The sequence below is a fragment of the Polaribacter aestuariivivens genome, from assembly GCF_005885675.1.
GTDB lineage: Bacteria > Bacteroidota > Bacteroidia > Flavobacteriales > Flavobacteriaceae > Polaribacter > Polaribacter aestuariivivens.
On record NZ_VANR01000005.1, the window covers coordinates 233,745 to 259,799 of the forward strand.

Genomic DNA, 26,055 nt, shown 5'->3' on the forward strand with positions numbered 1-26,055 from the left:
TGTTTTTTATAATTTAATTTTAACTCCAAAAGTAAACGCTGTTGCGTCTGGATAACCTGTATCTGCATTAGAAAATGTACTTCTAATATTAACCTCTGGACTATACCCAATATAATCTGTTTTTGTAAATAAATTGGTTCCAGTAACATATAATTTTATTTGACTTAAACTTAGTTTTGTTGTTATAACATCTGGTAAAGTATACCCTAAACTAATGGTTCTTAATCTAACGTAAGAAGCATCTTTAACAGCCAATGCATTTAAGTATTGTGGTGCTGCATCAAAGTTTGGTCTTGGAAAAGTTGTTGATGGGTTTTCTGGAGTATAATATGGAACTTTAACTCCGTTTAATTTTCCAGATAAAGTACCTCCGTTATTAAAGTCTGATAAGAATGGGTTTACTTTTGTTGCTCCTTCAACTGCATAAAAGTCTAAAAACAAATCAAAACCTTTGTATTCCATTGTGGTAGATAATGAACCAAACCAATCTGGATTTGGATCTATAAACACTCTATCTTCTTGTGTTATTTTTCCATCTGGAACTCCAGTTACATTTCCATTAGCATCTACTCCATTTGTGTCTTTAATTCTAATATCTCCAGGTCTTAAATCTGTTTGAGTGATTGCAGAATCTGGGTTTGCTTGTGGTGCATTTGCAAAATCATCACCTTCTTGCCAAATACCATCAAATTGATATTGTCTTAAAACATTTGTTGGCTGACCAACAAAGTAGTTGTAAGCATCGTCTTCTAAAATTGGGTTTCCATTACCATCATTATAAAGTGAAAGTAGTTTGTTTTGGTTGTTCGACCAAATTGTAGAAACTGACCATCTAAAGTCGTCATTATTAATTAAGTTGGCTGTTAAACTTAGTTCTATACCTTTGTTTTGCGCTTCACCTGCATTAAAGAATGTGTACTGATAACCTGTTGTAGAAGGCACACCTCTTCTTAATAATAAATTGCTTGTAATTGCATCATAGTATTCTAAACTACCTGTTAAGAATCTATCAAATAAAGAAAAATCTACACCAATATTGAAAGTAGTTATTCTTTCATGCTCTAATTGTGGGTTTGGTAAAATTACTGAAGGAGAATATCCTGAAGCTGACTCACCATCAAAAACATAATTTTGACCAGCAGCCGTAAACAATGAAGTATAAGGTCTGCTTAAAGAATTGATTAAAGAACCATAGGTTACTCTTAATTTTAATTCTTGAATTTCCTCTATATTTTCTATAAAACTTTCATTTTGCATTTTCCAAGCAAATGCAATTGCTGGGTTTGTTGTCCACTTAAAGTCTCTTGCATTTACAGAAGAACCATCTCTTCTTACTGTACCTGTTACCAAATATTTATCCATAAAATTGTAACGAGCTCTTGCCATGTAAGAAAGATTTCTTGTTTTGGTTTTGTTACGTTGCACTTCTACACCACCAATGGCATTTGTAATTCCATCGTAACCTAAACTTTCGTTAGGAAAACCTCTACCTTCTGTAAATGTTTGTGTAAACTTATTTTCATCCATTGTTGATGCCAATGTTAAATTGAAAATATTGTCTGGATTAAACTCTTTATTATAAGTGATTATGTTTTCTATAAAAAACGCTTCTCTTAATTGATTGTCTATTCTTGCAATACCTCTATCTGAATCTCCAGCTCCACTTAAAGAAGATTGGTACTGACCTCTTTCTGATGTTTTTCTGGTTAATGAAGTAGTTAATTGATATTTTAAATCATCTGTAATTTGATAAGTTGGAATAAAGTTTACCACAAAATCATTCCCTTTTTCGTCATGATCTTCTTCTCTTAAATTCCATAATGGGTTTATTGCAGTTCCATCTTCTCCACTTGGAAATTGAGTAATATTTCCCATGTCATCATAAGCTCTTCCTAAAGGTGAAAACGTAATAACATTTACATTTGCAGCTCTTTCAGATAAATCATTAAGTAAGTTTATATCAAATCTTGCAGAAATTTTATCTGTAATTTTTTGATCAACATTTAATCTTAAATTTTTTCTTGTATATGTTGAAGTTGGTATAATACCTTCTTCTCTAAAATAATTTACACTTCCGTATACTTTTGTAAATTCTGTACCACCAACAATACTCAATGAATGACTATTTACAATTCCTGGAGCTACCAATTCATTTTCCCAATCTACAAACTCGTTATTTGCTATTGAGTTTAATTCGATATTACTAAAAATATCTGCATCATCTGGATATGAATTATCTGCTCTTGTTGCTCTTACAGCTTCTCGTCTTAACTGTGCATATTCTTGTCCACTATAAACATCAAAATTTCTTTCTAGTTTTTTAGTAGTTAAAAATCCGTGGTAAGAAACATTTACTTTATTATTTTTTCCTCTTTTTGTTGTTATTAATATAACACCATTTGATCCTTTTGCTCCATAAATTGCTTGTGCAGAAGCATCTTTTAAAACCTCAATAGATTCTATATCATCAGGATTAATATCTTCAATTCCTCCTTCTCTAATAATACCATCTACTACGTAAATACCACTTACATTACCTTCTATAGAACTTCTACCTCTTAATAAGATTTCCGAAGTTCCTCCAGGTCGTAAAGAACCTCCTCCAACATCTACTCGTAAACCAGAAACCCTACCTCTTAACATTTCTGTTACATCTGAAGTTGGAGTTGCTGTTGCTTTGGATAAATCGGCTTTTGCAACTGCACCAACAACATCGCTTTTTCTTCGAGTTCCATATCCTACAACAATAATTTCATTTAAAGAATTTGCTTCAACTTCTAAAGCAATTTTTAAATCGCTATTTGTAATAGCTACTTCTTTTGTTTTGTATCCTATATAAGATACAACTAACACTTTAGCATCGTTCGCAACTGTTATTGAGAACTTTCCATCAAAATCGGTTGATGTTCCGTTTGCTGTTCCTTTCACTGTAACTGATGCTGACGGTAAAGGAAGCCCTGTTTCATCTAAAACAGTTCCTTTAACTGTTTTTTGAGCATAAACTGAAAAGCTTACTGCAAAAAACATTAAAAAAGTTACTAGCAACTGTTTTCTTTTTTTGATTGATTTACACATTATTATTGATTTTTGATTTGATTTATTATTCAATATTACCACAACTACAAAAATTTAAGTTTAACGTAATATTAACTTAAAATCAAATTTATGTATATTAATAGTTGTGTTCAATAAAAAAGACCTTTACAAAAAAACTACAAAAAAAATAATTTTGAAAAAGCACACTAAAACGATTGAATACAAAGGGTTTTAACAATATTAATTTTATTTTTAAAACAATCGTTAAAATGAAAATGTAGAGGTAATGTAGAGGTATTGTTGTTAAATTATTATCTTAAATACTTAAAATATAATCTGTCAAATTAGTTTCGTGAGGTAAATTTAGTTTTTTTCTCAATCTATATCTTCTAATTTCAACACTTTTAACTGAAATGTTTAATAAAGGTGCAATTTCTTTAGAGGTTAAGTTTAATCTTAAGTATGCACAGAACTTTAAATTATTGTGTGTTAAATCTGGATGTAATTTTTTGGCTCTTTTTAAAAAATCTTTATCTGCATTATTAAATGCTTCTTTAAAAAAGTTCCAGTCTTTTGTACTATTTAAGTTTTTATCTATCAACTTGTAAACAGGACTACTTTCTTCAATATTGGAAGTTTTCTTTAGTTCCTTTTTAATACTATTTAAAAACTCGTTTCTTTTAATAATACTCATTGTAGAAATTGCTAACTCTCTGTTTTTACTTTCTACCTCTTGACTTAATTTTTCATTTCGTAACCTTATTACCTCTTTATCTGCTTGAATTTTTTGAATCTCAAATTGCCTTAAATTCTCTTTCATTAATTCTTTATTTTGCTTCCTATAATACTTTTTATATTGTTTATGTACCAAAAAGCCAACTAATATAATAAGCAGAATATATAATGTTATAGCCGTATTTGTAAAATAAATAGGTGGGTTTATTTTAAATTTATAAGAAATGATGTTATTGGAAATTTGCTTTCCAATATTTGATCTAATTTGTAAATCGTAATTACCAAAAGATAAGTTTTCGAAAACCAATTCTGATTGATTTCCAAGACTTATCCAATCACTATTATTTAATTTGTACTGATAGTTTACAAATTCATATTTATTATAAACTGGGCTACTAAATTTAAAAATTAACGAGTTTTGTTGATCTGTAAAAGTTGCTTTTTCTACAATTGAAACTTTTGAATTTGCTTCATTTTTAATGGTGATACTATTTAAAAAAATCTCATGCGTAAAGTCTTGCTTTTCACTTAAATCTAAAAATAAATATCCGTTTGTTTTACCTACCAAATACGTATCATTAAATATGTTTGTAATATTTTCGAAACTTACGGTTGATTTTCTTAAGTAATTTTGAATTGGAATAAATTTTATAGAAACTTTATCTTTTACAGGACCTTTCTCTAAATAACTTATAGCACTTTTGTTAAAGGACCATAACCTATTTTTTTTATCTGAAATTAACTTACCAGATATGTACTCGTTTTCTGAAAAAAGCTGACTTAAAATTGAGTCTTTTTCAAATTTATCAGTACTTTCATTCAACACAAATACTCCTGATTTTTGACTGTACAGTAACTTATTGTTGTGTTTTTCCAAACCTGAACCTTTGCCTTTTTCTGCAGAAGTTAAAATTTCGTTTTTAATAAATTTATCATAGTTTTTATCTAAAACTAACTTATAAACTCCTTTATATTCATGATTTACATAAACTATATTTTCATTTGTGATTTCGAAAAATCGAGCTGAATTTTGAAATCCACTAATTTTATTTTTAAGTTGCCATAGGTTGTTTTTCTTTTCTAAAATACTCATTCCAGAATAATGACCTAGTAATAACAAATTAGGTTGTTTAGGTATTTCTTTAAAATTCCAAGTTCCAGAAAATTCTGTAATTTGTATTGCCCTATCATTTACAATTTGGAAACTTCCTGAAGTATGACCGCATAATAAATCCTCCCCTTTTTTAAACAAAGACCAAACTTGCCCTTTAATACCTTGAACTCTTTTTAATGACTCATTTTTATTTAAAGACTTGTAAAACAACCCCTGATTAGTACCAATATAAATTTTATCGTTAAATTTTATGGAGCAATACGTAGTACCAAAATGACCATCATCATCATTAAATTCTTTAATATAAGATTGTACATTTAAACAATTAATACCATTATCTAAAGCTGACCAAACATTGCCATCTAAATCTTCAAATAAATTTAAAACTGTATTATTAGACAAACCATTGGTTTGATCTATCCTATTCATAAAATCACCATTTTCATTTAAATGAATAATTCCATTAGAGATTGTACCCAACATAAAGGTTTTATCTTTTAATTGAATTCCACTAAAAATTTGATAATTTTTAAATTCATCAAAAAATGGTAACTCCCATTTGCTTATAGATTGATTTTCAATTTTGAAAAAACCATTATTTCTTGTTAAAACGATGAAACCATTAGGTATTTTAAAGAGATTTAAAACAAGTTTTACTTTTTGTTGTTGCGTAAATTTTGCAATTATTTTTTCGGTATCGTTTTGAAGTTGAACTAATTCGCCATTTTTTTTAAAAATGTAAATATTATTATCTATTTCAAATATTTTATAATAATTATTAAAATCTGTTTTATAACTAACTTCTTCAGTATCTATATTATAAAAGTAAATTCTGTGAAATGATTGAAATAATATCCAATTATCAAATTGTTTAATATTCCAAATATTTTCATCTTCTATAAAGTTGTTTTTAATTTTATTTGATAATGAAGTGTATTTTAAGAGTCCGTTTTTGTTTCTTGTCCAAAAACCAAAATCCATGTACGCACCACTATAAATACGATTGTTGTGAAAAAGTAACGATCTTATTATTGTATTATTTGGTGAAGGATACATTTTCCATCTACCTCCATTATACTCTAATAAACCTTCGTTATTGGCAACAAAAATGAATTTTTCTTTATTTTGTACTATTCCCCAGTTTTGATTTTCGGCTTGGTAATCTTCTGGTTGAAATTTTAATATTGGAGGAATCTCCTGAGCGTTTAAAGTTGAATAAATCAGTAAAAAAAATAAAATTTTCAACTTCATATTTAAAAGATTTTTACATTGATAAAACTAAAAACAAAAGTCCTGCTAAAACCGCTCCAATAATGGGTCCTATCACAGGTATCCATGAATAACTCCAATCACTAGAAACTTTATTTTTTATGGGTAAAATGGCATGCATAATTCTTGGTCCTAAATCTCTTGCAGGATTTATTGCATAACCTGTTGTACCTCCTAAAGACAAACCAATTACCCAAACCAAAATTGCCACTGGTAAAGCTCCTAAAGAACCTAAACCAATAGGAATTGGCCCATTATCTACATCACTTAAATTAGCATTCGTAAAATATAAAACCACAAAAACTAAAACAAAACAACCTATAATTTCACTAATTAAATTACTGCTGTAGTTTCGAATTGCTGGTGCTGTACAAAAAACAGCTTTCTTTAACTCCCCATCTTCTGTCGCCTTAAAATGATCTCTATAGAGTAACCATGCAAAAAAAACACCTAACATAGCTCCTATAAATTGTGCTACTACATATTCCAAAACTAAACTCCATTCGAATTTACCAGCAACAGCTAAACCAATACTTACTGCTGGGTTTAAATGTGCACCACTATATGGTCCTGCAACAGAAACACCTACAAAAACAGCAAAACCCCATGCTGTTGTAATTATCATCCAACCTAAATCGTTAGATTTTGTTTTTTCTAAAACCACGTTTGCTACCACTCCTGCTCCAAGAAGTAACAATAAAAAAGTTCCAATGATTTCTGCTATAAATGGCGTCATATTTATTAATGTTTACTGTTGATTTATTTTGTCCAATATTCTAAGGCTTCAATGGCTTTATACCAACCTTTAATATTTTTTTCTATTTTTTTTCTTTCTTGAGAAGGTTTAAACTCCTTATCAACTTGCCAAATTTGTTGAATTTCTTTCTCACTGTCCCAAAAACCTACAGCTAAACCTGCCAAAAAAGCTGCTCCCATTGCAGTAGTTTCTACAACTTCTGGTCGAATTGTTTTTGTATTTAAAACATCTGCTTGAAACTGCATTAATGTATTATTTACTGTTGCACCGCCATCAACTCGTAATTCTTTGATAGAAATTTCTGCATCTGCTTCCATGGCTTTTAAAATGTCCATAGATTGATATGCAATGGCATCTAAAGTTGCTCGAGCAATATGCGCATCTGTAGTACCTCTTGTTATTCCAAAAATGGTTCCTTGTGCTTTTTGGTTCCAATGTGGTGCTCCTAAACCTGCAAAAGATGGTACAAAATATACACCATCAGAATTTTCTACAGAGTTTGCTAACGCTTCTACTTCTGAAGAATTTCTTATAATTTTTAATCCATCTCGTAACCATTGCACTGCAGCACCTGCAATAAAAACACTTCCTTCAAAAGCATAGGTAGTTTTTCCATTGATTTTCCAAGCAACTGTGGTTAGCAAATTGTTTTTGGACTGAATTGGTTTTTTACCAATATTCATCAGCATAAAACAACCTGTTCCATACGTGTTCTTCACCATTCCTTTTTTGGTACACATTTGACCAAAAAGAGCTGCTTGTTGGTCACCAGCAATTCCTGCAATTGGAATATTACAATCAAAAAAAGTAGATTTTGTGTGTCCGTAAATTTCGCTTGATTGTTTTACTTCTGGCAACATAGATTTTGGAATGGTTAGCAATTCTAACAATTCATTATCCCAAGACATTGTATTTATATTGAACAATAAAGTTCTTGATGCATTGGTTACATCTGTAATATGTTTTTGTTTTTTAGAGAAATTCCAAACCAACCAAGAATCAATTGTTCCTAATAAAAGCTCTCCTTTTTCTGCTTTTTCTCTTGCACCATCAACATTATCTAAAATCCATTTTACTTTTGTTCCAGAAAAATAAGAATCGATGACTAAACCTGTTTTTTCTTTTATCATTGCAGATTTTCCTGCAGCTTTTAGCTCATCACAATAATTTGATGTTCTTTTATCTTGCCAAACAATGGCATTGTAAACTGGTTTGCCTGTTTTTTTATCCCAAACAACTACAGTTTCTCGCTGATTGGTAATACCAATTGCAGCAATATCTTCCATATCCAAACCTTTACTGGCAATGGCTTCTGCTGCAACTCCTGCTTGTGTAGACCAAATTTCTACAGCATCATGCTCTACCCAACCTGGTTTTGGAAAAATTTGTGTAAATTCTTTTTGTGCAACAGACTTTATATTTCCGTTTTTATCAAAAACAATAGCTCTAGAACTCGTAGTTCCTTGGTCTAATGCTAAAATATATTTACTCATAATTATTTAGTTTTTCTTAATACTTTCCTTGATTTGCTTCATACCAATCGTCGTACATTTTTTTTAATTCTTGAACTTTTTCTGGGTATTTAGCTGCTAAATCTTCACGCTCTCCAGCATCTTTGTTAATATTAAATAATTTTAATTCCTTATTATTTACAATTGGTGCAATATAAAATTCTGTTGGTTCACTTTTCCAATGATTTTCTTTTGCATTGGTTAATTTCCAATCTCCTTTTCTTACTGCCCAATTTTTTTGCCATTTCCAAACCAACAATCTATCCTTGTCAATTTTTGCTAGCAAACTTCTTCCATCTATAGTTGAGTCTTTTAGCTTAATACCTGCAGCTTCTGCCAATGTTGGCAAAATATCTGTAGCTGAAACGTAATCTTTTTGTATGGAATTTGGTATAACTTTTTCATCCCAAACTATTGCCATTGGTACACGAATACCCCCTTCCCAAAGTGAGTATTTACCTCCTGTTAAAGGCCTGTTATTTGAACCAGTTAAAGGGGAACCTCCATTATCTGAAATGAACACAATTATTGTTTCTTTATCTATTTTCTCTTCAGATAAAACATTTAAAACACGACCAATATTATCATCTAAGCTATTTAAATTTGCCAAATAATATTTTCTTAAATCTTGAGACTTTAAATCTCCAACTCTTGAGTATTTATCATAATATGCTGCATAGGTTCCTGCTTTTTTCTTTCCATAAGCAATTAAACTATCTGGATGATAATTTGGTATTTCTTTTACACCAAATTTATCTAAATATTTCTTAGGCACCTCGTGAATCAAATGATGTACTGCACTATAAGAAAGCATTAAAAAGAAAGGTTTTGTAGTATCTCTTTTTTTAATATAAGTTATTGCTTCATCAGAAAAAATATCTGTTAAATAACCTTCATCATAACTTTTTTCTTCATCATTATGCATTAAAGGCCCCAGTAAAGCACTTGTTCCGTAAGGATCTGGAGTAATGTCTTTTATTTTCTGTGAATTTAACCAGTAATCATGTGCGTGTGCACTAAATCCTAAAAACTCATCAAAACCATGTTTAGTTGGATACTCTCTTACGTCATTTTTATGAAAGTTTCTACCTAAATCATTTTTTCCAATTTTTGCAGTTGCATAACCAACTTCTTTTAAATATTCTGGTAATGTTTTTACTTTGTCAGGCAAACCTGGACCCCAACTTGCGGGTTTATCCCACCTGAATTGATTTTTACCTGTTAAAAAACCAGCCCTGGAAGGGCTACAAACTGGTGCTGTCACATAAGCTTGAGTAAAAACTCTTCCTTTTTCTCCTAACCTAGCAATGTTTGGAGTAACAACATTTTTATCATTGATTTTAAAAGGTGTAAAATCTGAATAACCTTGATCATCAACAACAATAAAAAGAATATTTGGTTTCTTTTCTTCTTCAATTTTTTCTTTTTTACAAGAAATTAAAAAAACAATAAAAGTTAAATAGATAATTTTTTTCATGGTAAGTAACTTAACAGATTCTCAAATCTATAAATAATAATAATAAAAACAATAAATATGCAAAAATTAATCAAGAATACTAAACATATTTCAATAAAAACATTTATTAGTTTTCTGCCAATATGTCACTAAATTTCATTTTTGGTTGTATATTTGTAGTTCATTTTTTGAATATGGAATCAATCGAAAAAGTAATCGACGAAAAAATACAAGGAAAAGCTCTTGTTACAGAAAATAAACCAGAAAACTCTAAAAAATTATTCATTGAAAGTTACGGCTGCCAAATGAATATGAACGATAGTGAAATTGTTGCCTCTATTTTAGATAAAGAAGGGTATAATACCACACAAATTTTAGAAGAAGCAGATTTGGTTTTGGTAAATACTTGCTCTATTAGAGAAAAAGCGGAAACTACTGTTCGTAGACGTTTGCAAAAATACAACGCCGTTAAAAAAGTAAATCCGAAAATGAAAGTTGGAGTTTTAGGTTGTATGGCTGAACGTTTAAAAGAACAATTTTTAGAAGAAGAAAAAATTGTAGACTTGGTTGTTGGACCAGATGCTTACAAAGATTTGCCTAATTTATTAGAAGAAGTTAATGAAGGTAGAGATGCTGTAAATGTAATTTTATCTAAAGAAGAAACGTATGGTGATATTGCTCCTGTTCGCTTAAATTCTAACGGAGTTTCCGCATTTGTATCTATAACAAGAGGTTGTGATAATATGTGTACATTTTGTGTAGTGCCTTTTACACGTGGACGTGAAAGAAGTCGTGATCCAAAAAGTATTGTAGAAGAAATTCAATCAATGGTTGATCAAAATTTTAAAGAAATTACACTTTTAGGACAAAATGTAGATAGTTATTTATGGTATGGAGGTGGTTTGAAAAAAGATTTCAAAAAAGCATCTGAAATAGCCCAAGCAACTGCAGTTGATTTTGCACAATTACTAGACATGTGTGCTACTGAATTTCCAAAAACTCGCTTTCGCTTTTCTACATCAAACCCACAAGACATGAGTTTAGATGTGATTTATACTATGGCGAAACATAAAAATATTTGTAAATACATTCATTTACCTGTTCAAAGTGGAAGTAACGCTATGTTAAAAGCAATGAACAGACAGCATACTCGTGAAGAGTATATGGAATTGGTTGACAATATTTTTAAGATTATTCCAGAAATGGCGTTATCACAAGACATGATTGTAGGTTTTTGTGGTGAAACTGAGCAAGACCATCAAGATACATTAGAATTAATGGAGTACGTTAAATACGACTTCGGATTTATGTTTGCTTATTCAGAAAGACCTGGAACTTTAGCCGGTAAAAAAATGGATGATGATGTTCCTGCAGATGTAAAAAAACGTCGTTTAACAGAAGTTATCGATTTGCAACAAAAACACGCATTATACAGAACGCAACAGCATTTAGGTAAAGTTGAAGAAGTATTAATTGAAGGAACTTCCAAAAAAGATCCAGGTCAATGGAAAGGAAGAAACACTCAAAATACCGTTATTGTTTTCCCTAAAGAACATTATAAATTAGGAGATTTTGTAAATGTAAAAGTAGAAGATTGTACTTCTGCAACCTTAATTGGTAAAGCTGTTGGATATTCTGATAATAATTAATTTTTAGAAAAGAGAAGCAAGAGACAAGTACAAAGACCAAATCTTTTCTCTCTATTCTTTTTTCTCTATTCTAAAGAAAGAAATGGAAAACTTACAAGCATTAAAACAACGTTTTGGAATTATTGGTAACGATGTTCAACTAAATCGTGCCTTAGAAAAAGCAGTGAGAGTTGCACCAACTGACATATCTGTATTAGTTACAGGTGAAAGTGGTGTTGGTAAAGAAAGTATTCCTAAAATTATACACTCTTTATCTCATAGAAAACATGCTAAATATATTGCAGTAAACTGCGGAGCTATTCCTGAAGGAACTATTGATAGTGAACTTTTTGGACATGAAAAAGGGTCTTTTACAGGGGCTACACAAGATAGAAAAGGATATTTTGAAGTTGCAGATGGTGGTACTATTTTCCTAGATGAAGTTGGTGAATTACCACTAACAACACAAGTACGCTTGTTACGTGTTTTAGAAAACGGAGAATTTATAAAAGTAGGATCTTCAAAACCACAAAAAACAGATGTTAGAATTGTAGCTGCAACCAACGTAAATATGCGTTCAGCAATTGAAAAAGAACGTTTTAGAGAAGATTTGTATTACAGATTAAGCACTGTAGAAATTCATTTACCAGCTTTAAGAGATCGCAATGAAGACATTCACTTATTATTCCGAAAATTTGCTGCAGATTTTGCTCAAAAATACAGAATGCCTTCCATTCGTTTAGATGAAAATGCAATAAACATATTATTAAATTATAATTTTCCTGGTAATATTCGTCAATTAAAAAACTTGGCAGAACAAATTTCTGTAATTGAAGAAAGTAGAATGATTACTGGAGCAAAATTAAAACAATATTTACCAAATAATTTTGGAAACTTACCAGCTGTTGTTGGCGGTAAAAAAGACAATGATTTCTCATCCGAAAGAGATATCATGTATAAAATATTGTTTGATATGCGCAATGATATCAATGATTTAAAAAAGTTGACACTTGATCTTATGAAAAGTGGTAATGTTGAAGAAGTTCAAGAAGAAAATCATCAATTATTAGAAAAAATTTATTCCGATAAAGAATTAAAAGAACACAATATTGAAGTTTTAAATATTCCACAAAACTCTTCTCCAAAAAAAGATTATGATTTTATTGAGACCATTGAAGAAGATGAATCTTTATCTTTACAAGAGAAAGAAGTAGAAATGATAAAAAAATCATTAGAAAAAAATAACAATAAACGTAAATTGGCAGCCAAAGAATTAGGAATTTCTGAAAGAACACTTTACAGAAAAATTAAACAATACGATTTGTAAAAACTCCTAATTTCCACTAATTTTTAGTCAACTTTAAATCATATGAAAAAACTTATTTACATAACATTATTTTCTATTACTACGCTTTTATTTATTGGTTGTGGTATATATGGTTTTACAGGAGGTGATGTTGGAAATGCGAAAACAATTCAGGTAGATTTTTTTCAAAATCAAGCACAATTAATTGAGCCAGATTTAAGTCAACAATTCACACAAGAACTACAAGATTTATTTACGCGACAAACAAATTTAACGCTTACACCTAACAATGGCGACTTGTATTTTAGTGGAGAAATTACAGGTTACAGAATTACGCCAATGAGTGCAACTTCACAACAAACAGCTGCTCAAAACAGATTAACAATTTCTGTAAACGTACGCTATGTAAACAACTTAGAAGAAAAGAAAAGCTTTGAACAACAATTCTCTTTTTATTCAGATTTTCCAGCAACTTCACAGTTAATTGGAGGCGTAAAGGAAGCTGCTTTTAAAGAAATTTTAGACAGAATTACACAAGATATCTTTAATGCTTCTGTAGGAAAATGGTAGCTAGTATAAAACTAAAACTTTGAATACAAACACATTTATAGAAATTTTAGAAAAAAAACAACACATTCAGCAACTAGAAACTGTTGAATTGAAATCTATTGTAGAAAAATACCCTTATTTTCAAGCTGCAAGAGCTTTGTATTTAAAAGGATTAAAAAATCAAGACAGTTTTAAATACAACAATGAGCTTAAAATAACTGCAGCACACACAACAGACAGAACAGTACTTTTTGATTTTATAACTTCAAATGATTTTAACCATAAAAAAGAAGGCATACATCAACAAATTTCAAATAAAATATCTGAAGAAAAATCTTTAACAGAACCAAAAAAAGAAACACCTTCACCTTCTAAAAAAGTCGAAAAATTAAACGAGAAAATCACTCTAATAAAATCTGAATTAAAGGTAGGTCAACCAATAGTTTTTAACGTTTCAGAAAGTCATTCTTTTAACGAATGGTTACAATTATCTGCAAAAAAACCTATTGTAAGAGAAAAAATCAAACCAATTAAAACTACCTTTAAAAAAGAAGAATTAATAAATAAATTTATAGAAAGTAACCCTAAAATAGAACCACTTCCAAAGGACAAAAACTTAGTTGTTCCTGTCAAAAAAAATGAACAAAATGAAGCTTTAATGACAGAGACTTTAGCAAAAGTATATTTAGAACAAAAAAAGTATAACAATGCAATGCAAGCTTATAGAATTTTAAGTTTGAAATATCCAGAAAAAAGTGGTTTCTTTGCAGACCAAATTAAAAGAATACAAATTTTACAAAAAAATAAATCATGAGTTATACAGCTTTTTTAATTCTAATTTTGATTGTAGCAGTAGCTTTAATCTTAATTGTTATGGTACAAAACCCTAAAGGTGGAGGTTTATCTTCTTCTTTTGGTGGTGGTGGAGCACAATCTTTAGGAGGTGTTCAAAACACAAATAAATTTTTAGATAATACAACATGGACATTAGCAATTGCAATGTTTGCGTTAATATTATTAGCAAATTTTGCAATACCAAGAGAAGGTGATAATAATTTTAAATTAGACAATACTTTAGATGGTATTGAAGCAACTACACCTGTACAAACAACTACAGATACAAATGATAGTTTAAAATAAAACTTCAATTTAAAAAATTTTAAAAATGCCAACGAAAATGACACGTTGGCATTTTTTTTTGCTTTAAATTTTAATTAAAATTCAATCAACGAAAAATTGTCAGTTTTATATAATTGGCATAATTTCTGACAATATATTGAAACAAATTAATAACTTAATTAATCAAAATTATATAAAAATGGGATTAAATATCAAACCTTTAGCAGACAGAGTTCTTGTAGAACCTGCACCAGCAGAAACAAAAACCGCATCTGGACTTATCATTCCAGATAATGCCAAAGAAAAACCACAACAAGGTACAGTTGTTGCCATAGGAAATGGTAAAGTTGATGAGCCTTTAACGGTAAAAATTGGTGATACTGTTTTGTATAGCAAATATGGAGGAACTGATTTAAAGTTAGAAGGAAAAGACTATTTAATGATGCGTGAATCTGATATTCTTGCAATTATTTAAATAATTTTTAGCGAATCACATTTCGCCCTAAACAATAAGTAAATTATTAATTAACTATGCCTTTAGCAAAAAGCTAATGGCAAAAAGCTAAAATTAAAAAAAAATGGCAAAAGATATAAAATTTGATATAGACGCTAGAGATGGCTTAAAACGAGGAGTTGATGCTTTAGCAAATGCAGTAAAAGTAACTTTAGGACCAAAAGGAAGAAACGTAATTATTTCTAAATCTTTTGGAGCTCCAACAGTAACTAAAGATGGTGTTTCAGTTGCAAAAGAAGTAGAACTAGAAAACGAGCTTGAAAACATGGGAGCTCAAATGGTAAAAGAAGTTGCTTCTAAAACCAACGATTTAGCTGGTGATGGAACTACAACTGCCACTGTGTTAGCACAAGCTATTGTAAAAGAAGGCTTAAAAAATGTTGCTGCAGGTGCAAATCCAATGGATTTGAAACGTGGTATAGATAAAGCTGTAGAGGCTATTGTATCAGATTTAGAAAAACAAACTAAAAAAGTGGGTAATTCTTCTGATAAAATTCAACAAGTAGCAGCAATTTCGGCAAACAATGATAATACCATTGGAGATTTAATTGCACAAGCTTTTGGTAAAGTTGGTAAAGAAGGAGTAATTACTGTTGAAGAAGCAAAAGGAACAGATACTTATGTAGATGTTGTAGAAGGTATGCAGTTTGATAGAGGGTTTTTATCACCTTATTTTGTAACAGATGCAGATAAAATGATTGCTGATTTAGAAAATCCGTACGTTTTATTATTCGATAAAAAGATTTCTAATTTACAAGAAATATTACCAATTTTAGAACCAGTTTCTCAATCTGGTAGACCTTTATTAATTATTGCGGAAGATGTAGATGGACAAGCATTAGCAACTTTAGTAGTAAACAAATTAAGAGGTGGATTAAAAATTGCTGCTGTTAAAGCTCCAGGTTTTGGAGACAGAAGAAAAGCAATGTTAGAAGACATCGCAATTTTAACTGGTGGTACTGTAATTTCTGAAGAAAGAGGTTTTTCTTTAGAAAACGCAACGTTAGATTTATTAGGAACTGCAGAAGGAATCACAATTGATAAAGACAATACTACAATTGTAAACGGTTCTGGAGATGCAGCTGCAATCAAAGCAAGAGTAAATCAAATTAAAGCGCAAATAGAAACCACTACTTCTGACTATGACAAAGAAAAATTACAAGAACGTTTAGCTAAATTAGCTGGTGGTGTTGCAGTTTTATATGTAGGTGCTGCATCTGAAGTAGAAATGAAAGAAAAGAAAGATAGAGTTGACGATGCTTTACATGCAACAAGAGCTGCTGTAGAAGAAGGTATTGTTGCTGGTGGTGGTGTAGCTTTAGTTCGTGCTAAAAAAGTTTTAGAAAAATTAGCTACCGAAAACTTAGATGAAACTACAGGTGTACAAATTGTAAACAAAGCTATTGAAGCTCCTTTAAGAACAATTGTAGAAAATGCTGGTGGAGAAGGTTCAGTAGTTATTAATAAAGTTTTAGAAGGTAAAAAAGATTTTGGTTACGATGCTAAAGCAGATGAGTATGTAGACATGCTAAAAGCAGGAATTATAGATCCTAAAAAAGTAACACGTGTTGCATTAGAAAACGCTGCATCTGTAGCTGGAATGATTTTGACAACTGAATGTGCTTTAATAGACATAAAAGAAGATGCTCCTGCAATGCCTCCAATGGGTGGTGGTGGAATGCCAGGAATGATGTAAAACTTTTATAAGTTTCACTAATATTATTATAAATAAAAAATATGCCAATTATTATGTAATTGGCATATTTTTTGTTACTTTTCTAGTAATTATTAACCTTTTAAGCCCAACTATTATGAAAAATTTAATATTCGTTTTCGCATTTTTGTTTTCTTTAAATTTTATTGCCCAAAACAATGAAGTAATTAAAAAACAAGAACCAACATCAGAAAACTTCGATACTTTTACACCTGAAGAAAATGGTAGACCAGCACAGTTTTTAACAAGATATTTAAGAAGACACACAAAAGGTTAAATTTGAGCAAAAATCTAAAGGCGATGCTAACGAATACAAATCGTTACAGTGACAGCCAAAATGCATTGAGAGGAAATCTTGGAAATGGAACTACAAGTATAACAAACATTTATTTAGATAATGAACAAATATTTGGGGAAGGTATTAATAGGCTTTTTGTTATAGAAGATATTAGAACAGATGCTATTAAAAAAATAACAAGATCTAATGTAGGTTATGATAAAACTATTCATATTTATAAAAAATAAATATTATAAATTCTAAAAAAAAATCCGTTAGAAATCATATTCTAACGGATTTTATATTAATTTAAGTTTTTATTAACATTTTGGCATAATGATTGATAATTTTTAAGATAATAACTAAAAAACTATACTTATGAAATCAAAAATTTATTTGTCAGCAATTTTATTTTTTTTGGCGTTTACAGTAACTGCTCAAGAAAAAAATATTGAAAAATCAAAATCAGAAAAAAAATATTGGGAAGTTTTTTACATGAAAGACTTTGACAACCAAAGCCAATTTATTACTGATTTTATGCAATCAAAATTAAATATTTATGAGATTAATAAGGTTTTAGATAAACAGTCTAACTCGATAAACGATAATTATAACGATACTGAAAGATTTTCAAGCAAGTTTAGTAAATCTCCTAAAAAAATTATAAGAATTTTTCATGATAATGTAGAAGTTTTGGGAGATGGTATAAATAGGGTTTTTACACTCGAACAACTCAGAGTTCGTGATTTTGAGAAAGTAGCTTTAGATACTCGAAGTTCAGATAAGAAAATTTATTTATACTCCAAAATTTAAAATTTTTAAACAAATTATTTAATGAAATGAAAAAACCTCACAGATTTATAAAAATCTGTGAGGTTTTTTATTTTACATAAAACTAGATATAAAATTCAACAAATTGTTGTTTTGGCATAAAAATTGTTATTTTTTTAAATAAAATTTATCAAAAATGAAAAAAAATTACATAATTCTATTTTTAACTTTTGCTTTATTTTATTTACCAACAGCAGCTCAAGAGCTTAAAAATATAGATTCTTTATATTCTAATTATTTCGAAAACACAAGAGAAATCCCTTTTTTACATCTAAACAAAACCTCTTTTATTTCAGGAGAAGAAATTTGGTTTCAAGCATATGTTTTAGAACAAAATTCTAACAAACTACACCCAACAACATCTAACCTTTATGTTTCTGTTTTTGATGATCAAGGTATATTAAAACAACAACAACTTGTTAATATAAAAAATGGTATTGGAAATGGTAACATTGCAATAGATTCATCATTTACTAAAAGAACTTATTATTTGAAAGCATCTACAAATTGGATGAGAAATTTTAAAGAAGATAATGCTTACACTCAAAAAATAAAAGTTGTCTCTTCAGAAAAAAAAGAAATTACAAACAAAAGTTCTCAAAAAAATTATTTCGATTTTCAACTGTTTCCTGAAGGTGGGCATTTAATTGCTGATGCAAAAAATAGTATAGGTCTTTTAATTAAAGATATTGATAATAATGGCGTTAAAATAAAAAAAGGAGTAATAAAAAATAGAAAAGGTGAAATTATTGGGCAATTTAGTAATAACGATTTTGGCCTTAGTGTAAAAAACATCTTTGTACCCAAAAATGAAATATTAACTTTTGAAGCAACTTTACCAAGTGGTAAAATTATAGAAAAACAAACCCCATTTCCAAAAGAAAATGGAATTACCATTAATGTAAAAAGGTTTAAAGAACATTTTATCTTAAACATTATAACTAATAAAATAAGTTTAAAAGTTTTAAATTCTAAAAAATATCGAATTTTTGTACATAACACAAGAAGCTTTAAAAATTTATATTTTACTTTCAATAAAAAAAGCACCAATTATTTATTAGGTTTAAATAAAAAAGATTTACCAAATGGAATAAATATTATTACTGTTTTTAACGAAAACAATACTCCTGTCTTAGAAAGACTAATCTATAATGAATTTAATGAAGATATATCAGAAAAAATAAATACAAATATTCTTAAGACAACAACAGACTCTTTATTTGTTAGCATTTCTAATAATTCTAATCAAAAAATAAAAATAAGCACTTCTTTTTTGCCTTTAAAATCAAAAGCAAATAATTCAAAACATACAATTAAATCTGCTGTATTATTAAAACCATATATTAAAGGCAACATAGAGAATGTTTCCTATTATTTCTCTAATAACTCAAATAGACTAAAAAATTTAGATGCTTTATTGTTAACACAAGGTTGGAGCAAGTATGATTGGAATTCTATTTTTAACTCGCCTCCAAAAACAAATTTCAATTTTAAAAACGGTATAGATATTACGGTAAAATTTAATCAATCCATAAAACCAGAACAAACAGTTTTAGTCTTTTCTGGAGATAATAATATTATTAAAAACATTAAACCAACTAACAATACATTTATTCTTAAAAATACATTTGTTAAAAAAAACACTAATATAGAATTTACATTAAAAGAAAAAAATATAAAATATAAAATTACGCCTGCACTTTCTTTTAGTAGAAATCGTATTTATGATGTTTTAAATTTAGATATAACAGATAAAAAAGAAATGATAGAATTAGAACCATCTAAATTTAAAAATTATTATAATAATGTTATAGTTTTAGATGAAGTAGTTGTAAAAACAAAAACAAAACATGACAACGAGGTTAAGGGTTTAGCTTCTTCTTTTCGATTTAGAGAACCAAAAGATATTATATTTCCTGGCTCAACCCTATCAGATTATATATTTTTTTTTGCTAAAGAAAAAAGTTCTACAAATCACCCTTTATCAGGAGTTTTTTTAAATAATGAACAGATAACAAAAGAAAATATATATTCACCTCTTTTTGATATTGATTTAGAAGAGGTTAGAGGTGTAGCATATGGTAATGTACCAATAGGAAATGGAACACTTCTATACATTTATAGCTACTCTAGAGATGAACTTAGAAAATTAAACATAAATTCTAAATTTAGTAGAGTAAATATTAACGTTGGTTTTGCTTCAGCAAAAGAATATTATACTCCTAAATACCCTTCCTATTCAAATGAGGTTTATATAAATTATGGTGCTATATTCTGGAAACCGAACATTAGTATTGACTCAAATAACTCTATGAAATTTAGTATTCCAATAAATAATCAAAAAGAAATGAAATTATTTATAGAGGGTATAACTTCTAAAGGAAATCTAATTTCTACACAGAAAATAATTGCTACTCAATTAAAAATATAAAAGCAAAAAAATTAAAAACTTTGTTTTACATTTTCTGTAACCAAGTTTTCACATCTACTTCTGCTTTTATGATATCTTTTAAGTCAGTAATCTTCACTCTTTTTTGATCCATAGTATCTCTATGACGAATAGTTACAGAATCGTCTTGCAAAGTATCATGATCTACAGTAATACAAAAAGGTGTACCTGCTGCATCTTGTCTTCTGTAACGTTTACCAACTGCATCTTTTTCATCGTAAAACACGTTGAAATCCCATTTTAAATCATCCATAATTTTACGAGCAACTTCAGGCAAACCATCTTTTTTAACCAAAGGAAAAATAGCAGCTTTAAAAGGTGCTAAAACTGCTGGTAATTTTAAAACAGTTCTTGTAGTTCCGTTTTCAAGTTCTTCTTCTTGTAAAGAGTTTGAAAAAACCGCTAAAAACATTCTATCTAAACCAATAGAAGTTTCCACAACATAAGGTACATAACTTTTGTTTTCTTCGTGGTCGAAATATTGTAGTTTTTTTCCAGAATATTCTTCGTGAGCTTTTAGGTCAAAATCGGTTCTTGAGTGAATTCCTTCTAATTCTTTAAATCCGAATGGAAATTTAAACTCAATATCTGCTGCTGCATCTGCATAGTGTGCTAGTTTATCATGGTCATGAAAACGATAGTTCTCTGCTCCCATTCCTAAACTTAAATGCCATTTTAAACGTGTTTCTTTCCACTCATTATACCATTCTTGTTGAGTTCCTGGTTTTACAAAAAATTGCATTTCCATTTGCTCAAACTCTCGCATTCTAAAAATAAATTGTCTTGCAACAATCTCATTTCTAAAAGCCTTACCTGTTTGTGCTATCCCAAAAGGAATTTTCATTCTTCCGGTTTTTTGCACATTTAAAAAGTTTACAAAAATACCTTGTGCTGTTTCAGGTCGTAAATACACTTGAGTAGCATTTTCTGCTGAAGCCCCAATTTGAGTTCCAAACATTAAGTTAAATTGCTTAACTTCTGTCCAATTACTAGATCCAGAAACTGGGCAATTGATTCCCAAATCAATAATTAATTGTCTAAAACCTTCCAAATCATTTTCTTCTTGAACTTTGGTTAACTTTTCAGTTATCTCATCCATTTGTTTTTGACGACGCAAAACATTCGGATTTGTATTTCTAAATTCATCTTCATTAAAAGCATCTCCAAAACGTTTTTTAGCTTTATCAATATCTTTTTGAATTTTTTCAGAAATTTTTTCTCTAAAATCTTCTACTAATACATCTGCTCTGTAACGTTTTTTCGAATCTTTATTATCAATTAACGGGTCATTAAAAGCATCTACATGTCCAGAGGCTTTCCAAGTTGTTGGATGCATTAAAATTGCAGCATCTATACCCACAATGTTTTCATGCATTTGCACCATTGCTTTCCACCAATAATCTCTAATATTTTTCTTTAGCTCAACTCCATTTTGAGCATAATCGTAAACCGCGCTTAAACCATCATAAATTTCTGATGATTGAAATACATAACCGTATTCTTTTGCATGCGATAATACTTTTTTAAATTGATCTTCTTGTTTTGCCATAATGCCGACAAAGATACACGTTTACAGTATTTTTTCAATAAAAAAAATAACGAGTTTTTAAAAATCAAACTGTAAAAATCTTTATCATTTAGTGAAGTATTTAATGAAATAATATTTTTATAGTATCTTTAAAATGAACCATTTACATAAAAATGAAAATCATAAATAATTTTTTTGAGTTGTTTTACCCGAAACTTTGCGCAAATTGTGATGCTCAATTAATCGAAAATGAACCAATTTTATGCACATTTTGCAGACACGATTTACCTTTGACAAATTTTGAGGATTATAGAGATAATAAAATATCGAAAATTTTTTACGGAAGAATATCAATAGAAAAAGCATTTTCGTTGATGTTTTACAGAAAAGAAGGAATCTCAAGAAAACTAATTCATGAGTTAAAGTACAAAGGAAATGAAGATGTAGGCGTTTTTTTTGGCAATTGGCTAGGTGAAATGTTAAAAGAAAATAAAAAATTTAATGATATAGATTGCATTATTCCTGTGCCATTACATCCCAAAAAACTTAGACAAAGAGGCTATAATCAAGTAAGTAAATTTGCGAAAACTGTTAGCATTCACTTAAAAAAACCTTTTATTGAAAACCTATTAACTAGAACCTCTTCAACAAAAACACAAACTTTACAATCTCGTTTTGAGAGATTTACAAATAATGATACTAAATTTTTACTCACAAACTACAATACCTTTAAAAATAAACATGTTTTATTAGTAGATGATGTTATTACAACTGGTGCTACACTAGAAGCTTGTAGTAAAGAACTTCAAAAAACAGAAAATATAAAAATTAGCTTTTTAACCATCGCTTATACTGAGCAAAATTTATAATTTTAAAGTAAAAAATAAATTGTTAATTTGTATAAAATTTACTGTTTGTGAAATACTATCAAAATTTTATTTTATTACTTGTTGTTGTTTTCTTAATGAATAGCTGTGCAAAAACTGGAAGACCTGATGGTGGTCCAAAAGACGAAGAAGCTCCTCTATTTATTACATCTGACCCACCTTATGAATCTACCAACTTTAATAAAAAAGAAATTAAATTAGATTTTAATGAATATATAAAATTAAAAGATTTAAATAAGCAATTGGTGGTTTCTCCTCCTTTGAAAAACCCACTTTTGGTAACACCACAAGGTACTGCTAGTAAATTTTTAAAAATAAAAATATTAGATACATTACAACCAAATACAACTTACATTTTTAATTTTGGAAATGCCATTGAAGATAATAATGAAAATAATACATTAGAAGGTTTTAAATATGTATTTTCTACTGGTTCTTATATAGATTCTTTAACAACTTCTGGGAAATTACAAAATGCATTTTCGACAGAAAAACCAAAAACAACCAATATTCTTTTATATAAAATTGACAGCACCTACACAGATTCTCTTGTATACAAACAAAAACCAAACTATGTGACATCTGCGTTAGATACAACTGTTTTTAAATTCACAAACTTAAAAGAGGGTAATTATCGCTTAATTGCTTTAGAAGAAAATATTAGTGATTATATTTTCAATCCAAAATTAGATAAAATTGGTTTTTTAAAAGATACCATTTCTTTGCCAAGAGATAGCATTCTTTTAAAACCTATCTTACTTTTTAAAGAAATTCAAAAATATGAATTTAGAAGAGGAAAAGAAATTTCGAAAGGAAAAATTCAGTTTGGTTTTGAAGGTAAAACAAAAAATCTAAAAATAAATTTACTATCTAAAGTACCAGATACTTTTAAAAGTATTTCTCGTTTTGAAAAAGATAAGGATACACTAAACTATTGGTTTACTCCTATTGATGCAGATTCACTAAATTTTACAGTAACTAATGATATTTTTATTGATACGTTAACAGTAAGATTGTCTAAAAAGAAATTAGATTCTTTATCAATAAATTTTCCTTCAGATAGAGTTTTAAATTTTAGAGATACACTGTTTATAAATAGTAATAATCCAATAACTGCAATTGATACTAGTAAAATTTCATTAATTGATACTGATACATTAAACATACCTTTTACCACCTTTAAATCTACAAAAGAAAATAAAATAGGCATCTTGTTTGATAAAAAACAAAAAAGTGCCTACAATTTAAAATTGTTACCCAAAGCAATTGTTGACATTTATGAAACAAGCACAGATACTTTAAAATATTCGTTTAGAACAAAAGAATTAGAAGATTATGGAAAAATAACTTTAAGTGTTGTAAACTCAAAAAATGAAAACCTAATAATAGACTTAATATCTACTAAAGAAAAAAATAAAATTGTTGAAAGACGCTATATAAAATCGTCAGAAAATTTAGTTTTTGATTTATTAGAACCAAAAACATATGTTTTTAGAGCAATTATTGATACAAACAAAAATAATATTTGGGATACTGGAAACTACCTAAAAAAGTCGCAACCAGAAAAAATTATTTATTTCGAAACAACTATAGAGTTAAGGGCAAACTACTTTTTTAACGAAACATTTTTCGTGAATTAATCTTAACATAGTATAATTAAATATTTTTTTATATATTTGACATTTACTTAAGACCCCTAAATCTTGAAAACCCCTATAACAATTCTATTTGTAATTGTTTTTTTTCTAGAAATAAAGGCTCAACATTACACTCATGATATTGGTGGTTTTGTGGGCTCTACTAGTTTACAAACTGATTACGGACAGAGAAACCATTTTGGTAGCGAATTAAACAACGAAGGTTTGTCATTTTCTGTGGCACATTACCTTAGCTTCTACAACAAGACTTTACGGTGGGATCCTAACAATGTGATGCACAATCATTTAATGATAAAAACGGACTTACAATACGTAAGTAACACAAAGTTAGAACATCATGGTATTTACGCTAAAAAACAAAGTTTTGGTGGAGAGCAACTAAGAGCTATGAAAGGCTCTGTTAGAATGCTAAACCTTGGTGTAAACATTGAGTTTTACTTAAAATCTTTAGAAGAGTTTGTATATCCGCATTCAGATGTTTCTTTCAATCCTTTTTTTACTTTTGGAGTACAATACTCTTTTTTCAATAATACGTTAACTTCTGATTTGGGTGATTGGCAACAGGATATCTCTGTTTTACCAAAAAAATATCAGTCAGATGGACATATTGATGTTGGTTCTGGTGAATCTTTTGTATTTAATATAGGAGTTGGAACTCGATTTAAATTGACTGAAAAATTAGATTTGGTAGCACAGTACAACTATCAATATTTCTTTTCTGATAAAATTGATGGTTTACAAGCAGAAGTATTTGAAAATAAAAATACAGAATGGGGTTTAAATATTCAAGTTGGTTTGATTTATCACTTGAACTTCAGTTTGCCTTTATTTTATTAAAACTAACTATTTTTTTTTCCAATAAAAAAATCAGTTAGCGTTTTTGGGTATTTCAAAACATATAAATCAGCAACATCCAATGTACGTTGAATCATATTGGCATCTAAAAGTACCTTTCTTTTAACAAGAGGAGATACTTTGTGATTTGGGAGTATTTTTTTAAACGGATTACTCATGTTACTTATAAATCTTCATATAATTTTAAAACTTTTTGTTTAGCTCTTTTAATTCTCATTTTAACAGCGCTTTCTCCAATATTTAAAATATCTTTTATCTCTTTAATACTTTTATCGTCTTGGTATTTCATTAATAAAATCATTTTATCTGAAGGATCCAATAAAGCAAGTACTTTAGCTAACTTTTTATATTTTAATTCAAATAAACTCTCATCTTCAATTTCATCAACAGTACTATTTTCTTTAATTTGATCTGTAACTACTGTTATTTTTTCTCTTTTTTTATGGCTATCTCTCTGTACGTAGTTTACACAAAAATTATAGGTAAAAGAATACAACCATGTAGAAAATTTAGAATTGCCTTTAAAAGTTCTTAACTTTACAAACAGCTTTACAAAAATGTCTTGCATTAAATCTTCTGCCTCTTGCCTATTTTTTGAAAAACTATAACATTTATTATAAACAACTGTTGAAAATCTGTCGTATAAAGTTGCAAACAATTCTGTATTATTAGTTTTTACTATTTCAAAAACTAACTCTTCATCGGTAATTTCTATTGCTATTGTACTCACTTTTATCATATTTATGACACTAAGAAAAAAAATAAGTCACACTTAAAAATTATAAAAAGCCAAATGGTATTTTTTTATCGTTGAATGGCATAAAATCAACTTTTAAAAAAAATTAAAACTTTTTGTAACATA

General features: G+C 28.7%; 21 protein-coding genes. 14 read left to right on the top strand and 7 right to left on the bottom strand.

Translation table 11 applies throughout. The features are described 5' to 3' along the window. Positions 1–6: 6 nt before the first annotated feature. The 5 genes from FDT66_RS10680 to FDT66_RS10700 form a co-directional block, all read right to left on the bottom strand. Entirely contained in the window at positions 7–3,075 is a 3,069-nt protein-coding gene (locus FDT66_RS10680) for a SusC/RagA family TonB-linked outer membrane protein (RefSeq protein WP_138536332.1), read from the bottom strand. Between the two features lie 277 nt (positions 3,076–3,352). Continuing rightward, positions 3,353–6,136: a helix-turn-helix and ligand-binding sensor domain-containing protein gene (locus FDT66_RS10685; protein ID WP_138536334.1), complete on the bottom strand. Its 2,784-nt coding sequence runs from the start codon at positions 6,134–6,136 to the stop codon at positions 3,353–3,355. A 13-nt stretch (positions 6,137–6,149) separates the two neighbouring features. Further along, positions 6,150–6,890: an MIP/aquaporin family protein gene (locus FDT66_RS10690; RefSeq protein ID WP_138536336.1), complete on the bottom strand. Its 741-nt coding sequence runs from the start codon at positions 6,888–6,890 to the stop codon at positions 6,150–6,152. Between the two features lie 23 nt (positions 6,891–6,913). Continuing rightward, entirely contained in the window at positions 6,914–8,404 is a 1,491-nt protein-coding gene (glpK, locus tag FDT66_RS10695; protein ID WP_138536338.1) for a glycerol kinase GlpK, read from the bottom strand. A gap of 16 nt (positions 8,405–8,420) precedes the next feature. Next, positions 8,421–9,899: a sulfatase family protein gene (locus tag FDT66_RS10700; protein WP_138536340.1), complete on the bottom strand. Its 1,479-nt coding sequence runs from the start codon at positions 9,897–9,899 to the stop codon at positions 8,421–8,423. A 173-nt stretch (positions 9,900–10,072) separates the two neighbouring features. Here FDT66_RS10700 and miaB point away from each other — a divergent pair, with 173 nt between their 5' ends. The 11 genes from miaB to FDT66_RS10755 all read left to right on the top strand — a co-directional run bounded on the left by miaB (position 10,073) and on the right by FDT66_RS10755 (position 20,247). After that, positions 10,073–11,527 carry a tRNA (N6-isopentenyl adenosine(37)-C2)-methylthiotransferase MiaB gene (miaB, locus tag FDT66_RS10705; protein WP_138536342.1) on the top strand — a complete coding sequence of 485 codons (1,455 nt, stop codon included), beginning with the start codon at positions 10,073–10,075 and terminating at the stop codon, positions 11,525–11,527. Positions 11,528–11,609: 82 nt separating this feature from the next. Then, positions 11,610–12,833 carry a sigma-54 interaction domain-containing protein gene (locus FDT66_RS10710; protein ID WP_138536344.1) on the top strand — a complete coding sequence of 408 codons (1,224 nt, stop codon included), beginning with the start codon at positions 11,610–11,612 and terminating at the stop codon, positions 12,831–12,833. 42 nt (positions 12,834–12,875) lie between these two features. Beyond that, positions 12,876–13,382 carry an LptE family protein gene (locus FDT66_RS10715; protein WP_138536346.1) on the top strand — a complete coding sequence of 169 codons (507 nt, stop codon included), beginning with the start codon at positions 12,876–12,878 and terminating at the stop codon, positions 13,380–13,382. A gap of 19 nt (positions 13,383–13,401) precedes the next feature. After that, positions 13,402–14,175 (top strand): hypothetical protein, encoded by a 774-nt coding sequence (locus FDT66_RS10720; protein ID WP_138536348.1) that lies wholly within the window; start codon positions 13,402–13,404, stop codon positions 14,173–14,175. Next, the gene (gene secG, locus FDT66_RS10725) at positions 14,172–14,501 is read left to right on the top strand and encodes a preprotein translocase subunit SecG (RefSeq protein ID WP_138536350.1); all 330 of its coding nucleotides are present in this window, start codon (positions 14,172–14,174) and stop codon (positions 14,499–14,501) included. Before FDT66_RS10720 ends, secG begins: the two co-directional genes overlap by 4 nt. 178 nt (positions 14,502–14,679) lie before the next feature. Then, positions 14,680–14,955: a co-chaperone GroES gene (locus FDT66_RS10730; protein WP_105050299.1), complete on the top strand. Its 276-nt coding sequence runs from the start codon at positions 14,680–14,682 to the stop codon at positions 14,953–14,955. Positions 14,956–15,058: 103 nt separating this feature from the next. Next, positions 15,059–16,690, top strand: coding sequence for a chaperonin GroEL (groL, locus tag FDT66_RS10735; RefSeq protein ID WP_138536352.1), 1,632 nt, complete (start codon positions 15,059–15,061; stop codon positions 16,688–16,690). 115 nt (positions 16,691–16,805) lie between these two features. Then, positions 16,806–16,985, top strand: a complete 180-nt coding sequence (locus FDT66_RS10740) for a hypothetical protein (protein ID WP_138536354.1) — start codon at positions 16,806–16,808, stop codon at positions 16,983–16,985. A 23-nt stretch (positions 16,986–17,008) separates the two neighbouring features. Next, positions 17,009–17,233: a hypothetical protein gene (locus FDT66_RS10745; RefSeq protein ID WP_138536356.1), complete on the top strand. Its 225-nt coding sequence runs from the start codon at positions 17,009–17,011 to the stop codon at positions 17,231–17,233. Positions 17,234–17,363: 130 nt separating this feature from the next. Further along, positions 17,364–17,798 carry a hypothetical protein gene (locus FDT66_RS10750; RefSeq protein ID WP_138536358.1) on the top strand — a complete coding sequence of 145 codons (435 nt, stop codon included), beginning with the start codon at positions 17,364–17,366 and terminating at the stop codon, positions 17,796–17,798. A 154-nt stretch (positions 17,799–17,952) separates the two neighbouring features. After that, positions 17,953–20,247, top strand: a complete 2,295-nt coding sequence (locus FDT66_RS10755; protein WP_138536360.1) for a hypothetical protein — start codon at positions 17,953–17,955, stop codon at positions 20,245–20,247. A 25-nt stretch (positions 20,248–20,272) separates the two neighbouring features. Here the strand turns inward: FDT66_RS10755 and FDT66_RS10760 are convergent, their stop codons facing one another. Beyond that, positions 20,273–21,814, bottom strand: a complete 1,542-nt coding sequence (locus tag FDT66_RS10760) for a glycine--tRNA ligase (protein WP_138536362.1) — start codon at positions 21,812–21,814, stop codon at positions 20,273–20,275. A gap of 152 nt (positions 21,815–21,966) precedes the next feature. Here FDT66_RS10760 and FDT66_RS10765 point away from each other — a divergent pair, with 152 nt between their 5' ends. From FDT66_RS10765 to FDT66_RS10775, 3 genes are all read left to right on the top strand, one after another. Next, entirely contained in the window at positions 21,967–22,662 is a 696-nt protein-coding gene (locus FDT66_RS10765; protein WP_138536364.1) for a ComF family protein, read from the top strand. Between the two features lie 47 nt (positions 22,663–22,709). Beyond that, the gene (locus FDT66_RS10770; protein ID WP_246034846.1) at positions 22,710–24,320 is read left to right on the top strand and encodes an Ig-like domain-containing protein; all 1,611 of its coding nucleotides are present in this window, start codon (positions 22,710–22,712) and stop codon (positions 24,318–24,320) included. Between the two features lie 63 nt (positions 24,321–24,383). After that, positions 24,384–25,175 carry a THC0290_0291 family protein gene (locus FDT66_RS10775; protein WP_138536366.1) on the top strand — a complete coding sequence of 264 codons (792 nt, stop codon included), beginning with the start codon at positions 24,384–24,386 and terminating at the stop codon, positions 25,173–25,175. A gap of 181 nt (positions 25,176–25,356) precedes the next feature. Here FDT66_RS10775 and FDT66_RS10780 read toward each other — a convergent pair whose 3' ends face one another. After that, positions 25,357–25,932: an RNA polymerase sigma factor gene (locus FDT66_RS10780; protein ID WP_138536368.1), complete on the bottom strand. Its 576-nt coding sequence runs from the start codon at positions 25,930–25,932 to the stop codon at positions 25,357–25,359. Positions 25,933–26,055: the final 123 nt, after the last annotated feature.